Annotated in this window: 21 protein-coding genes; all 21 read right to left on the reverse strand. The window is 61.2% G+C overall.

The window, feature by feature from the left end:
- Window positions 1–41: 41 nt before the first annotated feature.
- Entirely contained in the window at window positions 42–872 is an 831-nt protein-coding gene (map, locus tag MUG94_RS13655; protein WP_227906644.1) for a type I methionyl aminopeptidase, read from the reverse strand.
- A 15-nt stretch (window positions 873–887) separates the two neighbouring features.
- Window positions 888–1,460 carry an adenylate kinase gene (locus MUG94_RS13660; protein ID WP_227892309.1) on the reverse strand — a complete coding sequence of 191 codons (573 nt, stop codon included), beginning with the start codon at window positions 1,458–1,460 and terminating at the stop codon, window positions 888–890.
- Window positions 1,457–2,767 carry a preprotein translocase subunit SecY gene (gene secY / locus MUG94_RS13665; RefSeq protein WP_227892310.1) on the reverse strand — a complete coding sequence of 437 codons (1,311 nt, stop codon included), beginning with the start codon at window positions 2,765–2,767 and terminating at the stop codon, window positions 1,457–1,459. Before secY ends, MUG94_RS13660 begins: the two co-directional genes overlap by 4 nt.
- A 254-nt stretch (window positions 2,768–3,021) precedes the next feature.
- Window positions 3,022–3,486, reverse strand: a complete 465-nt coding sequence (rplO, locus tag MUG94_RS13670) for a 50S ribosomal protein L15 (RefSeq protein ID WP_227892311.1) — start codon at window positions 3,484–3,486, stop codon at window positions 3,022–3,024.
- A 1-nt stretch (window position 3,487) separates the two neighbouring features.
- Window positions 3,488–3,700 (reverse strand): 50S ribosomal protein L30, encoded by a 213-nt coding sequence (gene rpmD, locus MUG94_RS13675; RefSeq protein WP_104052721.1) that lies wholly within the window; start codon window positions 3,698–3,700, stop codon window positions 3,488–3,490.
- A complete protein-coding gene (rpsE, locus tag MUG94_RS13680) occupies window positions 3,700–4,377 on the reverse strand; it encodes a 30S ribosomal protein S5 (protein ID WP_181032224.1) in 678 nt (225 codons plus the stop codon). Before rpsE ends, rpmD begins: the two co-directional genes overlap by 1 nt.
- Before the next feature lie 29 nt (window positions 4,378–4,406).
- On the reverse strand, window positions 4,407–4,790 hold the full coding sequence (gene rplR / locus MUG94_RS13685; RefSeq protein ID WP_227892312.1) for a 50S ribosomal protein L18: 384 nt from the start codon (window positions 4,788–4,790) through the stop codon (window positions 4,407–4,409).
- A gap of 2 nt (window positions 4,791–4,792) precedes the next feature.
- On the reverse strand, window positions 4,793–5,329 hold the full coding sequence (rplF, locus tag MUG94_RS13690) for a 50S ribosomal protein L6 (RefSeq protein ID WP_227892313.1): 537 nt from the start codon (window positions 5,327–5,329) through the stop codon (window positions 4,793–4,795).
- A gap of 18 nt (window positions 5,330–5,347) precedes the next feature.
- Complete coding sequence (rpsH, locus tag MUG94_RS13695; RefSeq protein ID WP_104052725.1) at window positions 5,348–5,746, reverse strand: 30S ribosomal protein S8; 399 nt, start codon at window positions 5,744–5,746, stop codon at window positions 5,348–5,350.
- A 90-nt stretch (window positions 5,747–5,836) separates the two neighbouring features.
- A complete protein-coding gene (rplE, locus tag MUG94_RS13700) occupies window positions 5,837–6,406 on the reverse strand; it encodes a 50S ribosomal protein L5 (RefSeq protein WP_227892315.1) in 570 nt (189 codons plus the stop codon).
- Entirely contained in the window at window positions 6,406–6,765 is a 360-nt protein-coding gene (rplX, locus tag MUG94_RS13705) for a 50S ribosomal protein L24 (protein ID WP_104052728.1), read from the reverse strand. Before rplX ends, rplE begins: the two co-directional genes overlap by 1 nt.
- A 3-nt stretch (window positions 6,766–6,768) precedes the next feature.
- Window positions 6,769–7,137, reverse strand: coding sequence for a 50S ribosomal protein L14 (gene rplN, locus MUG94_RS13710; RefSeq protein ID WP_055239356.1), 369 nt, complete (start codon window positions 7,135–7,137; stop codon window positions 6,769–6,771).
- A 355-nt stretch (window positions 7,138–7,492) separates the two neighbouring features.
- Window positions 7,493–7,798, reverse strand: a complete 306-nt coding sequence (gene rpsQ, locus MUG94_RS13715; protein ID WP_104052729.1) for a 30S ribosomal protein S17 — start codon at window positions 7,796–7,798, stop codon at window positions 7,493–7,495.
- Window positions 7,795–8,127, reverse strand: coding sequence for a 50S ribosomal protein L29 (rpmC, locus tag MUG94_RS13720; protein WP_227892316.1), 333 nt, complete (start codon window positions 8,125–8,127; stop codon window positions 7,795–7,797). The genes rpsQ and rpmC overlap by 4 nt, the downstream gene beginning before the upstream one ends.
- 2 nt (window positions 8,128–8,129) lie before the next feature.
- Window positions 8,130–8,546, reverse strand: a complete 417-nt coding sequence (rplP, locus tag MUG94_RS13725; RefSeq protein WP_104052731.1) for a 50S ribosomal protein L16 — start codon at window positions 8,544–8,546, stop codon at window positions 8,130–8,132.
- Window positions 8,547–9,389, reverse strand: a complete 843-nt coding sequence (gene rpsC / locus MUG94_RS13730) for a 30S ribosomal protein S3 (RefSeq protein ID WP_104052732.1) — start codon at window positions 9,387–9,389, stop codon at window positions 8,547–8,549.
- Window positions 9,390–9,755: a 50S ribosomal protein L22 gene (gene rplV / locus MUG94_RS13735; RefSeq protein WP_104052733.1), complete on the reverse strand. Its 366-nt coding sequence runs from the start codon at window positions 9,753–9,755 to the stop codon at window positions 9,390–9,392.
- Window positions 9,756–9,794: 39 nt separating this feature from the next.
- Complete coding sequence (rpsS, locus tag MUG94_RS13740; protein ID WP_104052734.1) at window positions 9,795–10,076, reverse strand: 30S ribosomal protein S19; 282 nt, start codon at window positions 10,074–10,076, stop codon at window positions 9,795–9,797.
- 12 nt (window positions 10,077–10,088) lie between these two features.
- Window positions 10,089–10,928, reverse strand: a complete 840-nt coding sequence (gene rplB / locus MUG94_RS13745) for a 50S ribosomal protein L2 (RefSeq protein ID WP_104052735.1) — start codon at window positions 10,926–10,928, stop codon at window positions 10,089–10,091.
- A 30-nt stretch (window positions 10,929–10,958) separates the two neighbouring features.
- The gene (gene rplW, locus MUG94_RS13750; protein ID WP_104052736.1) at window positions 10,959–11,264 is read right to left on the reverse strand and encodes a 50S ribosomal protein L23; all 306 of its coding nucleotides are present in this window, start codon (window positions 11,262–11,264) and stop codon (window positions 10,959–10,961) included.
- Window positions 11,261–11,875 (reverse strand): 50S ribosomal protein L4, encoded by a 615-nt coding sequence (gene rplD, locus MUG94_RS13755; protein ID WP_227892317.1) that lies wholly within the window; start codon window positions 11,873–11,875, stop codon window positions 11,261–11,263. Before rplD ends, rplW begins: the two co-directional genes overlap by 4 nt.
- Window positions 11,876–11,879 lie beyond the last annotated feature (4 nt).

Raw genomic sequence — 11,879 nt, forward strand, 5'->3', positions numbered from 1 at the left:
TGCCGCCCGAGGTCCCCACAACTAGGGCCCGGGCCGTGCAGTCAGTTTTCGGGGATCGGCACCGGTGTCACACCCAGCGGAGCCAGCTTTGCGGCTCCCCCGTCGGGCGAGGTCAGGACCCAGATCCCCTTGTCATGGATTGCCACGGAATGCTCCCACTGCGAGGCGCGGGACTTATCAGTGGTGACCACCGTCCAGTCGTCCTCGAGGGTAACGGTCTCGATCTGTCCGCGGACCAGCATCGGCTCAATCGCCAGGCACAGCCCGGGGCGCAGTTTGGGACCGTTGTGCGACGTCCGGTAGTTGAGGACGTCCGGAGCCTGGTGCATTTCGGTGCCGATGCCGTGACCAACGTAGTCCTCCAGGATTCCGAGCGGCTTGCCAGGAACCGAGGACACGTAGTCGTCGATGGCTGCACCGATGTCACCAACGAACCGGCCCTTGGCAGCAGCAGCGATGCCGTGCCACATGGCCTGCTCGGTGACGTCGGACAGCCTCTGGTCTTCGGGATCCGCAGTGCCCACGATGACGGTGCGCGCCGAGTCCGAATGCCACCCGTTCACCACGGCTCCGCCGTCGATGGACAGAATGTCCCCGTCTGCCAGGACCCTCTCCCCCGGGATGCCGTGGACAACTTCTTCATTCACCGACACGCAAACGGTTGCCGGGTAGCCGTGGTAGCCAAGGAAGTTCGAGGTTGCCCCCGCATCCTTCAGCACCGCGGCAAACGCGGCGTCGATGTCTGCGGTGGTTGCCCCCGGCACCGCAGACCCGACAGCCGCATCGAGTGCCCGGATCAGCACGAGGCCGGCCTCGCGCATGGTGCGCATCTGCGCATTGGTTTTGTATTGAATCCTGGGCTGGCCAAACATATCTCTTCTAACTCTTTAGCGAATATCCTTGAGGGCTTCCATGACGCGCTCGGTGACATCGTCGATGCCGCCAAGCCCGTCCACCCGTGCCACGATGCCGCGGTTGTCGTAGCTGGCAACGACGTCGGCTGTCTGGGCCTTGTAGAGGTCCAGGCGGTGCCGGATGACGTCCTCGTTGTCGTCGGCGCGGCCTTCAAGTTCAGCGCGCTTGAGCAGGCGCTGAACCAGCTCCTCGTCGTCGGCCGTCAGCTGCAGGACGACGTCGAGCTTCTGGCCTTTCCCGGCCAGGATGTCGTCCAGCTCTTCAACCTGCGCAGCGGTGCGCGGGTAGCCGTCCAGCAGGAATCCGTCGGTTACGTCGTCTTCCTGCAGCCGCGCCCGGACCATTTCATTCGTGACGGAGTCGGGAACAAAGTTGCCGGCGTCGATGTACTTCTTGGCTTCGACGCCAAGGGGCGTTTCATTCTTGACGTTGGCGCGGAAGATGTCGCCGGTGGAGATTGCAGTGACTCCAAGCCGCTCCGAGATCCGGGCCGCCTGTGTGCCTTTGCCGGCGCCGGGAGGACCGATAATGAGCATTCTTGTCATCGCAATAACCCTTCGTAGTGACGCTGCTGGAGCTGCGCGTCAATTTGTTTGACTGTTTCGAGTCCCACACCAACCATGATGAGGATCGAGGTTCCGCCGAACGGGAAGTTCGCGTTGGCTCCGACCAGCACCAGAGCAATCAGCGGAATAAGGGCAACAAAACCCAGGTAGAGGGCGCCGGGCAGCGTGATGCGCGAGAGCACGTACTGCAGGTATTCGGCGGTGGGACGGCCGGCCCGGATGCCGGGGATGAAGCCGCCGTACTTCTTCATGTTTTCCGAGACTTCCTCCGGGTTGAAGGTGATCGACACGTAGAAGTAGGTGAAGAACACGATCAGCAGGAAGTAGACGGCCATGTAGAACGGATGGTCGCCGCTGGTGAGGTAATTGTTGATCCAGACGACCCACTCCGGCGGCGCACCTGAGGCGGGGGTGTTGAACTGGGCAATCAGCGACGGCAGGTACAGCATGGAGGACGCGAAGATCACGGGGATCACGCCGGCCATGTTCACCTTGATGGGAATGTAGGTGTTCGTTCCGCCGACGGTGCGGCGGCCCACCATGCGCTTGGCGTACTGCACCGGTATGCGGCGCTGTGACTGCTCCACGAAGATGACAAGGGCAACCACTACGACGCCGACGGCGAGGACACCCAGGAAGACCGTCCAGCCCTGCGCGTTGAGGATGGCTCCGAGCGAGCTCGGGAAGCCGGCGGCAATCGAGGTGAAGATCAGGAGGGACATGCCGTTGCCGACACCCTTTTCCGTGACCAGTTCACCCATCCACATGATGAGGCCGGTGCCGGCCGTCAGCGTGATGATCAGCAGCAGGATGGTGATGATGTTGTCATCGGGGATGATCGGCACGGAGCAGGCGTTGTTGAACAGCGCTCCGGTGCGGGCCAGGGAAACAACTGTCGTGGCGTTGAGCAGGCCCAGGGCGATGGTCAGGTAACGCGTGTACTGCGTCAGCTTCGACTGTCCCTGTGCGCCTTCCTCATAGAGCGCCTGGAAGTGCGGAATCACAACGCGCAGCAGCTGAACAATGATGCTGGCGGTGATGTACGGCATGATGCCCAGGGCAAAGATAGAGACCTGCAGCAGGGCGCCGCCGCTAAAAAGGTTAACGAATTCGTAGAGGCCACCCGAAGTGGCACCCAAAGCCAAGCACTGCTGCACATTGCCGTAGTCAACACCCGGGGCCGGGATAAAAGCACCCATGCGGAAGATAGTGATGATTCCCAGCGTAAACAACAGCTTGCGTCGCAGGTCTGGCGTCCGGAAAGCCCGGCCAATAGCGCTAAGCAAGCGTCCTCCTGAATGAGATCTGAAGTAGATGAAGTCCAATTGGACTGGTAACAAAAACAGAGTCTATCCGCTCATGCCCCGTAGAACGTTAACGAGGCCCGCGGCGTTGCAGTGCCTTAAACAAAACTAAACCCCCGGCGGGCCGCAGGGCGGCCCGCCAAGAGTTTAGTCGTAGTCCTGCCAACCGCACAGACGACGGCCGGTGGCCGGTTTCCCGGCCACCCGACGTCGCTTGTGCGAAATGGACACAGTGCTTAGAGCGCCGTGATCGATCCGCCTGCAGCAGCAATCTTCTCTGCCGCACTGGCGGAGAAGGCATCTGCCGTGACATTTACCTTGACGGTGATGTCGCCGGAGCCCAGGACCTTGACGGGCTGGTTCTTGCGAACGGCGCCCTTGGCAACCAGATCAGCAACCGTGATCTCGCCGCCTTCGGGGAACAGTTCCGAGATCTTGTCCAGGTTTACAACCTGGAACTCGACGCGGAACGGGTTCTTGAAGCCGCGCAGCTTCGGCAGACGCATGTGCAGCGGCAGCTGCCCGCCAGCGAAACCGGCCTTGACCTGGTAACGGGCCTTGGTGCCCTTCATACCGCGGCCTGCGGTCTTACCCTTGGAACCTTCACCGCGGCCAACACGGGTCTTGGCCGTCTTGGCACCGGGTGCCGGACGCAGGTGGTGAACCTTGAGCGCGTGCTCGTTGTTGTTTTCTTCGGCCATGTTAATTCGCCTCCTCAACCTTCACGAGGTGCGGAACCGTGTTGATCATGCCAACGGTCACGGCGTCTGCGGTACGAACGGTGGTAGCACCGATGTGTCGCAGGCCCAATGAGCGCAGCGTGTCCTTCTGATTCTGCTTACCACCGATGGTGGACTTGATCTGAGTAATCTTCAGTGTTGCCGTGCTGACGGCAACGTTCTTCGGAGTAGTCATCAGGCACCTGCCTTCTGCATATTGCGGAGCATCGCAGCAGGCACAACCTCGTCCAGCGGCAGGCCGCGGCGGGCTGCCACTGCCTGAGGCTCTTCGAGGCGCTTCAGTGCATCAACCGTGGCGTGCACGATGTTGATGGCGTTGGAGGACCCGAGCGACTTGGACAGTACGTCGTGGATGCCGGCGCATTCGAGAATGGCGCGGACCGGACCACCGGCGATAACACCGGTACCCGGGGAAGCCGGACGCAGCAGGACAACGCCTGCAGCTGCTTCACCCTGGACGAGGTGGGGAATGGTTCCACCGATGCGCGGGACGCGGAAGAAAGTCTTCTTGGCTTCTTCAACGGCCTTCGCGATAGCAGAGGGAACTTCCTTGGCCTTGCCGTAACCAACACCGACCATGCCGTTGCCGTCACCGACAACAACCAGAGCGGTGAAGCTGAAGCGACGACCACCCTTGACAACCTTGGCAACGCGGTTGATGGTCACGACGCGTTCAATGAACTTGTCCTTCTCATCGTTGCGTCCGCCGTCGCGGCCACCGCGGCCACCGCGTTCGCCGCGGCCTCCACGGTCGGAGCGCTGCTCGCCCTTGCGGCCGCCGCGGCGGTCGTCAGTGGCGGGAGCTGCGGCGTCCTTGGTCTCAGTTGCCTCAGCAGCTGTAGCTTCAGTCACCTGATTTTCCTTTTCCTTGTTAACCTCGGTCACAGTGACAGCCCACCTTCGCGTGCGCCGTCTGCAACGGCCGCAATGCGGCCGTGGTAGCGGTTGCCACCGCGGTCGAAGACAACGGCTTCAACGCCGGCAGCCTTGGCACGCTCGGCAACGAGCTCACCGACGCGCTTGGACTTGGCGGTCTTGTCGCCCTCCAGTGCACGCAGGTCAGCTTCCATGGTGGAAGCCGAAGCCACGGTTACGCCGCGGGTGTCATCGACAACCTGGACGAATACGTGGCGGGCCGAGCGGTTAACCACCAGGCGCGGACGAGCCGCGGTTCCGGAGATCCGCTTGCGGATGCGCAGCTGGCGGCGGTTACGCGCAGCCGACTTGCTCTTGGAATTGCGCTTCTTATTAATGCTGATGGCCATGGTTACTTACCAGCCTTTCCGACCTTGCGGCGGACAATTTCGCCGGCATAACGTATACCCTTGCCCTTGTAGGGATCGGGCTTGCGCAGCTTGCGGATGTTGGCCGAAACCTCGCCCACCTGCTGCTTGTCGATGCCGGACACTGTGACCTTCGTGGGGCCCACGACGGTAAGCGTGATGCCCTCGGGTGCCGTGACCGGAACCGGGTGGCTGTAGCCCAGGGCGAACTCGAGGTCCGAGCCCTTGGCCACTACGCGGTAACCGGTACCGACGATTTCCAGGTCCTTCTTGTAGCCTTCGGTCACACCGGTGATCATGTTGGCGATCAGGGTGCGGGTCAGGCCGTGAAGGGCACGGGATTCGCGCTCGTCGTTCGGGCGGGCAACGGTGATGGTGCTGTCGTCCAGAGTGACGGTGATCGGGCTGGGCACAGTGTGGCTCAGCTCGCCCTTGGCACCCTTGACGGATACCAAGTTGCCGTCAACGGAAATTTCAACTCCGGCAGGAACCGGGATGGGCAGACGTCCAATACGTGACATTTTTCTTTCCCTTCCCTGCTACCAGACGTAGGCGAGGACTTCCCCACCTACGCCCTTCTTGGCGGCCTGGCGGTCGGTCAGGAGACCTGACGACGTCGACAGGATTGCGATTCCCAGACCACCGAGAACACGCGGCAGGTTGGTGGACTTTGCGTATACGCGCAGACCGGGCTTGGAGATACGACGCACGCCGGCGATGGAACGCTCGCGGTTCGGACCGAATTTGAGATCAAGGGTCAGCTTCTTGCCGACGACGGCCTCTTCTTCCTTCCAGCCGGCGATGTAGCCCTCGGCCTTCAGGATGTCAGCAACGCGTGCCTTGAGCTTGCTGTAAGGCATGGACACGGAATCGTGATATGCCGAGTTTGCATTGCGCAGACGCGTAAGCATGTCTGCGACAGGATCTGTCATTGTCATTGGGCTCTTGCCCTCCCTCGTAACGGTTTCCTGCGGAATTCCAGCTCAGGCGCACCTGGCCGGGGGTCCGTCGGACCTGTTACGTAGTAATTAATCTTCGGATGTAAACGGGAAGCCGAGCGCCTTCAGCAGCGCGCGTCCCTCGTCATCGGTCTTTGCGGTGGTAACCACGGTGATGTCCATGCCGCGTACGCGGTCGATCTTGTCCTGATCGATTTCGTGGAACATCGACTGTTCGGTCAGACCGAACGTGTAGTTGCCGTTGCCGTCGAACTGCTTGCCGTTCAGGCCGCGGAAGTCGCGGATACGCGGCAGGGCCAGGGTAACCAGGCGGTCAACGAATTCCCACATGCGGTCTCCACGCAGAGTTGCGTGGCAGCCGATGGGCATGCCTTCGCGCAGCTTGAACTGTGCGATCGACTTGCGGGCCTTCGTAACCTGCGGCTTCTGACCCGTGATCTGGGTCAGGTCCTTGACTGCACCGTCAATGAGCTTGGAGTCCTTGGCGGCATCTCCAACACCCATGTTCACAACCACCTTGACGAGGCGGGGAACCTGGTTGACGTTTGCGTAGCTGAACTCGTCCTGCAGGGTCTGCTTGATCTCCGCTGCGTAGCGGGTCTTCAGACGGGGGACGGTCTTGGTGACGGTCTCAGTCATTAGAGGTCCTTCCCAGAGCCCTTGGCGACGCGGATACGCACAGTGCGCTCACGGCCGTCTTTTTCGACGATTTCCTGGCGGTAGCCAACGCGGGTCGGCTTCTTCGTTTCCGGGTCAACGACTGCGACGTTGGAAACGTGGATGGGAGCCTCAACAGTTTCGATGCCACCGGTCTTGGAGCCCTTGGAGGACTGTCCAACCTTGGTGTGCTTCTTGACAGTGTTGATTCCTTCAACCAGAACGCGGTTGGTGTCGGTGTAAACCTTCAGAACCTTGCCCTGCTTGCCGCGGTCGCCGCCGCGGTCAGCCTTTGCACCGGTGATGACCTGAACCAGGTCACCCTTTTTGATTTTTGCCATGGACTACAGCACCTCCGGAGCCAGCGAAATGATCTTCATGAACTTCTTGTCGCGAAGCTCGCGGCCGACCGGGCCGAAGATGCGGGTACCGCGGGGGTCTCCGTCATTCTTCAAGATCACTGCAGCGTTCTCATCGAACTTGATGTAGGAACCGTCCTGGCGGCGGCGTTCCTTCTTGGTACGAACGATGACGGCCTTGACCACATCGCCCTTCTTGACGTTGCCGCCGGGAATTGCATCCTTGACGGTGGCAACAATGGTGTCGCCAATGCCTGCGTAGCGACGGCCGGATCCACCGAGAACGCGGATGGTCAAGATTTCCTTGGCACCCGTGTTGTCGGCGACCTTCAGTCGCGACTCCTGCTGAATCACTTATTACTCCTGTCGTCGCGCCGGTTCTCAAACTGAGCCTTGCGGAACGGATATGGGTGGACCCCGTAATACTGGTACTCAGCACTTCCCCGCCAGGGGTGCACCGCGGCTGGGCCGCGGCAAAGTGCCGAACAAGATTATCGGGCTTTTGTCTCATACGGCGGTGAGGAAACTCCGTCCAAAACTGGACACACTTCCGCACCGCACAGACAAGATTTCAAGTTTACCGCGAAAGGGCCCCGGAAGCGAAATCGAATGAGATCGCGGCCGGGGCCCTGTCGCCGGATGGCGGTTGCCGGCGGGCTCATCCCCAGGGGATCAGTCCACCGGCGGCCGGCCGGATGTACTTCTTTTGTTACTTGGCCTTTTCGAGGATCTCGACCAGGCGCCACCGCTTCGTAGCGGAGAGCGGCCGGGTTTCCGAGACCAGCACGAGGTCTCCAACGCCGGCAGCATTCTGCTCGTCGTGGGCCTTGAGCTTCGAAGTGCGGCGAAGCACCTTGCCGTACAGTGCGTGCTTCACACGGTCTTCAACCTGGACAACGATGGTCTTATCCATCTTGTCCGAGACCACGTAGCCGCGTGCGGTCTTCCGGTACCCGCGGGCATCGGCTCCGTTTGCGTCAGTTGTCACTGCTGCCTCATTCTTGTTTTCACTCATTTGGCATCATCCTCAGCGACCTCGGCCGGAGCTTCAGACTCAGTAGCCTTCTTCTTGGACTTCTTCGCTGCCTTTTCAGGGGCTGCTTCCTCAACCGGAGCAACAACCTCGGGACGAATCCCCAGCTCGCGCTCACGCAGCACGGTGTAGATGCGTGCAATGTCGCGCTTCACTACGCGCAGACGGCCGTGGCTTTCCAGCTGACCGGTTGCGGACTGGAAGCGGAGGTTGAACAGCTCTTCCTTGGCCTTGCGAAGTTCCTCGACGAGACGGTCCTTGTCGAAGCCGTCAAGCTGCTTCGATGCCAGTTCCTTTGAACCAATTGCCATTTCTATTCACCACCCTCGCGACGCACAATGCGTGCCTTCAACGGCAGCTTATGGATCGCCAGGCGCAGTGCCTCACGAGCTACCTCTTCATTAACACCGGAGATCTCAAAGAGAACCCGACCCGGCTTCACGTTTGCGACCCACCACTCCGGAGAACCCTTACCGGAACCCATGCGGGTTTCGGCCGGCTTCTTCGTCAACGGACGGTCAGGGTAGATGTTGATCCAGACCTTACCGCCGCGCTTGATGTGGCGCGTCATGGCAATACGTGCAGCTTCGATCTGACGGTTGGTGACGTATGCAGGCGTCAGAGCCTGAATACCCCACTCGCCAAAGCTGACTGCGGTGCCGCCGGTTGCAGCGCCGGAACGACCCGGGTGGTGCTGCTTGCGGAACTTGACTCGACGTGGGATAAGCATTTAAGCCTGTCCTCCTTCTGCTGCGGGAGCGGCTGCCTCAGCGGCCGGAGCCTCTGCAGCAGCAGGCGCGGCGGCCTTGTCGGCACGCTCGGGACGACGACGGCGGTCGCCGCCACGGTCTCCGCGATCGGCCGGGCCGCGGCCCGGACGGTCGCTGGAACGTCCGCGGGACGGTGCAGCAGCCTGCTGTGCAGCCAGTTCCTTGGCGGTAACGTCACCCTTGTAGATCCAAACCTTCACACCGATACGGCCGAAGGTGGTCTTGGCTTCGAAGAAGCCGTAGTCGATCTGCGCGCGGAGGGTGTGCAGGGGCACACGGCCTTCGCGGTAGAACTCCGAACGGCTCATTTCAGCGCCGCCCAGACGGCCGGAGCACTGGATACGGATACCCTTTGCACCTGCACGCTGTGCGGACTGGATAGCCTTCTTCATTGCACGGCGGAATGCCACGCGGGAAGAGAGCTGCTCAGCAACGCCCTGGGCAACAAGCTGTGCTTCCATCTCGGGGTTCTTGACCTCGAGGATGTTCAGCTGAACCTGCTTGCCCGTGAGCTTCTCCAGCTCGCCGCGGATGCGGTCTGCTTCGGCGCCGCGGCGACCGATCACGATACCGGGACGAGCCGTGTGGATATCCACGCGGACACGGTCACGGGTGCGCTCGATCTCAACCTTGGCGATGCCGGCGCGGTCCATGCCGGTGGACATCAGCTGACGGATCTTGATGTCCTCGCGGACGAAGTCCTTGTAGCGCTGTCCCGGCTTGTTGCTGTCAGCAAACCAGTGCGATACATGGTCAGTGGTAATGCCGAGTCGGAACCCGTGCGGGTTAACCTTCTGTCCCACTTAGCGTTCCTCCTCGATTTTGGGGGTTGCGACAACCACAGTGACGTGGCTGGTCCGCTTGTTGATGCGGTACGCGCGGCCCTGTGCACGGGGCTGGAACCGCTTCATGGTGGGCCCTTCGTCAACGAATGCTTCGCTGATGAAGAGGTCACCCTCGTCGAAGGCCACACCGTCACGGTCCGCGAGGACACGTGCGTTGGCCATGGCCGACTGAACTACCTTGAATACCGGCTCCGAAGCTGCCTGGGGGGCAAACTTCAGAATTGCCAGAGCCTCATTCGCTTGCTTGCCACGAACAAGGTTGACGACGCGCCGGGCCTTCATAGGCGTTACGCGGATATGACGCGCAATTGCCTTGGCTTCCATTGCTTTCCTTCTCTCGTCTTCTGCCGAAAAGAGCAGCGCCTAGCGGCGCTTGCCCTTGCGGTCGTCCTTCACATGGCCGCGGAATGTCCGCGTCAGAGCGAATTCGCCGAGCTTGTGCCCGACCATCGACTCGGTGACAAACACCGGAATGTGCTTACGTCCATCGTGTACGGCGATCGTGTGCCCGAGCATGTCGGGGATGATCATCGAACGACGGGACCACGTCTTGATGACGTTCTTGGTGCCCTTTTCGTTTTCGGCCGCTACCTTAAGGAACAGGTGCTGGTCGACGAAGGGGCCTTTCTTCAGGCTGCGTGGCATGTTTCCAGGCTCCTATCGCTTGTTCTTGCCGGAACGACGGCGACGCACAATGAGGTTGTCGCTCTCTTTATTGGGGCGGCGTGTGCGGCCTTCGCGCTTACCGTTCGGGTTGACCGGGTGGCGTCCACCGGAGGTCTTACCTTCACCACCACCGTGCGGGTGGTCGACCGGGTTCATGGCGACACCGCGGACGGTCGGGCGTACGCCCTTCCAGCGCATACGGCCGGCCTTACCCCAGTTGATGTTGGACTGCTCGGCGTTGCCGACCTCGCCGACCGTTGCGCGGCAACGGGCGTCGACGTTGCGGATTTCGCCGGAAGGCAGACGCAGCTGGGCGAAGCGGCCTTCCTTGGCAACAAGCTGAACCGATGCACCGGCGGAGCGGGCCATCTTGGCACCGCCGCCCGGACGCAGCTCAACTGCGTGGATGGTGGTACCCACGGGGATGTTGCGCAGGGGCAGGTTGTTGCCGGGCTTGATATCAGCGCCGGCGCCGGCCTCTACGTGGTCGCCCTGCTTGAGCTTGTTCGGAGCAATGATGTAACGCTTGGTGCCATCAACGTAGTGCAGCAGCGCAATGCGGGCGGTACGGTTCGGATCGTATTCGATCTCGGCAACGCGAGCGTCGACGCCGTCCTTGTCGTGGCGGCGGAAGTCGATCAGACGGTACTGACGCTTGTGCCCACCACCCTTGTGCCTGGTCGTGATCTTACCGGTGTTGTTACGACCGCCCTTTTTGGGCAGCGGGCGTACCAACGACTTTTCCGGCGTCGACCGCGTGATTTCGGTGAAGTCGGCTACGCTCGAGCCGCGACGGCCCGGGGTAGTCGGCTTGTATTTACGGATTCCCATTATTTATTCCTCGTTAAAGTGGTCTCCGCCCTAGCTGAGCGGACCGCCGAAGATGTCGATTGTGCCGTCCTTCAGGGTGACAATGGCGCGCTTGGTGTTCTTGCGCTGTCCCCATCCGAACTTGGTCCGCTTGCGCTTACCGGCACGGTTGATGGTGTTGATCGAGTCGACCTTGACGGAGAAGATTTTCTCCACGGCCAGCTTGATCTCGGTCTTGTTGGAGCGGGGGTCGACCAGGAAGGTGTACTTACCTTCGTCGATCAGGCCGTAGCTCTTTTCCGAAACGACGGGTGCAAGCACTACGTCGCGAGGGTCCTTAGCGGTGGTCGCGCTCATTTGGCGTCCTCCTTGACAGTGTTCTTGCCGACGAACTCGTCGTAGGCAGCCTTGGTGAAGACCACGTCGTCGGCAACCAGCACGTCGTACGTGTTCAGCTGATCTACATAGATCACGTGAACAGCGGTGAGGTTGCGCACGGACAGTGCAGCAACATCGTTGGCGCGCTCGATAACAACGAGCATGTTCTTGCGTTCGGTCAGCGAACGCAGGGACTCACGCGCGGCCTTGGTGGACGGCGTGTCGCCGGCTACCAGGGTTTCCAGCACGTGGATGCGGCCGTTGCGTGCCCGGTCCGAGAGTGCACCGCGGAGTGCGGCGGCAATCATCTTCTTGGGGGTGCGCTGGCTGTAGTCGCGGGGCGTCGGTCCGTGAACCACGCCACCACCGGTCATGTGAGGAGCACGGATGGAACCCTGACGGGCGCGGCCGGTACCCTTCTGCTTGAACGGCTTGCGGCCTGCACCGGAGACCTCTGCGCGGGTCTTCGTCTTGTGCGTACCCTGGCGGGCAGCTGCAAGCTGAGCCACTACAACCTGGTGCAGAAGCGGAACGTTCGTCTGAACGTCGAAGAGTGCTGCGGGGAATTCAACAGTGGTTTCGTTAGCCATGAGA

Source organism: Arthrobacter gengyunqii, from assembly GCF_023022985.1.
GTDB lineage: Bacteria > Actinomycetota > Actinomycetes > Actinomycetales > Micrococcaceae > Arthrobacter_B > Arthrobacter_B gengyunqii.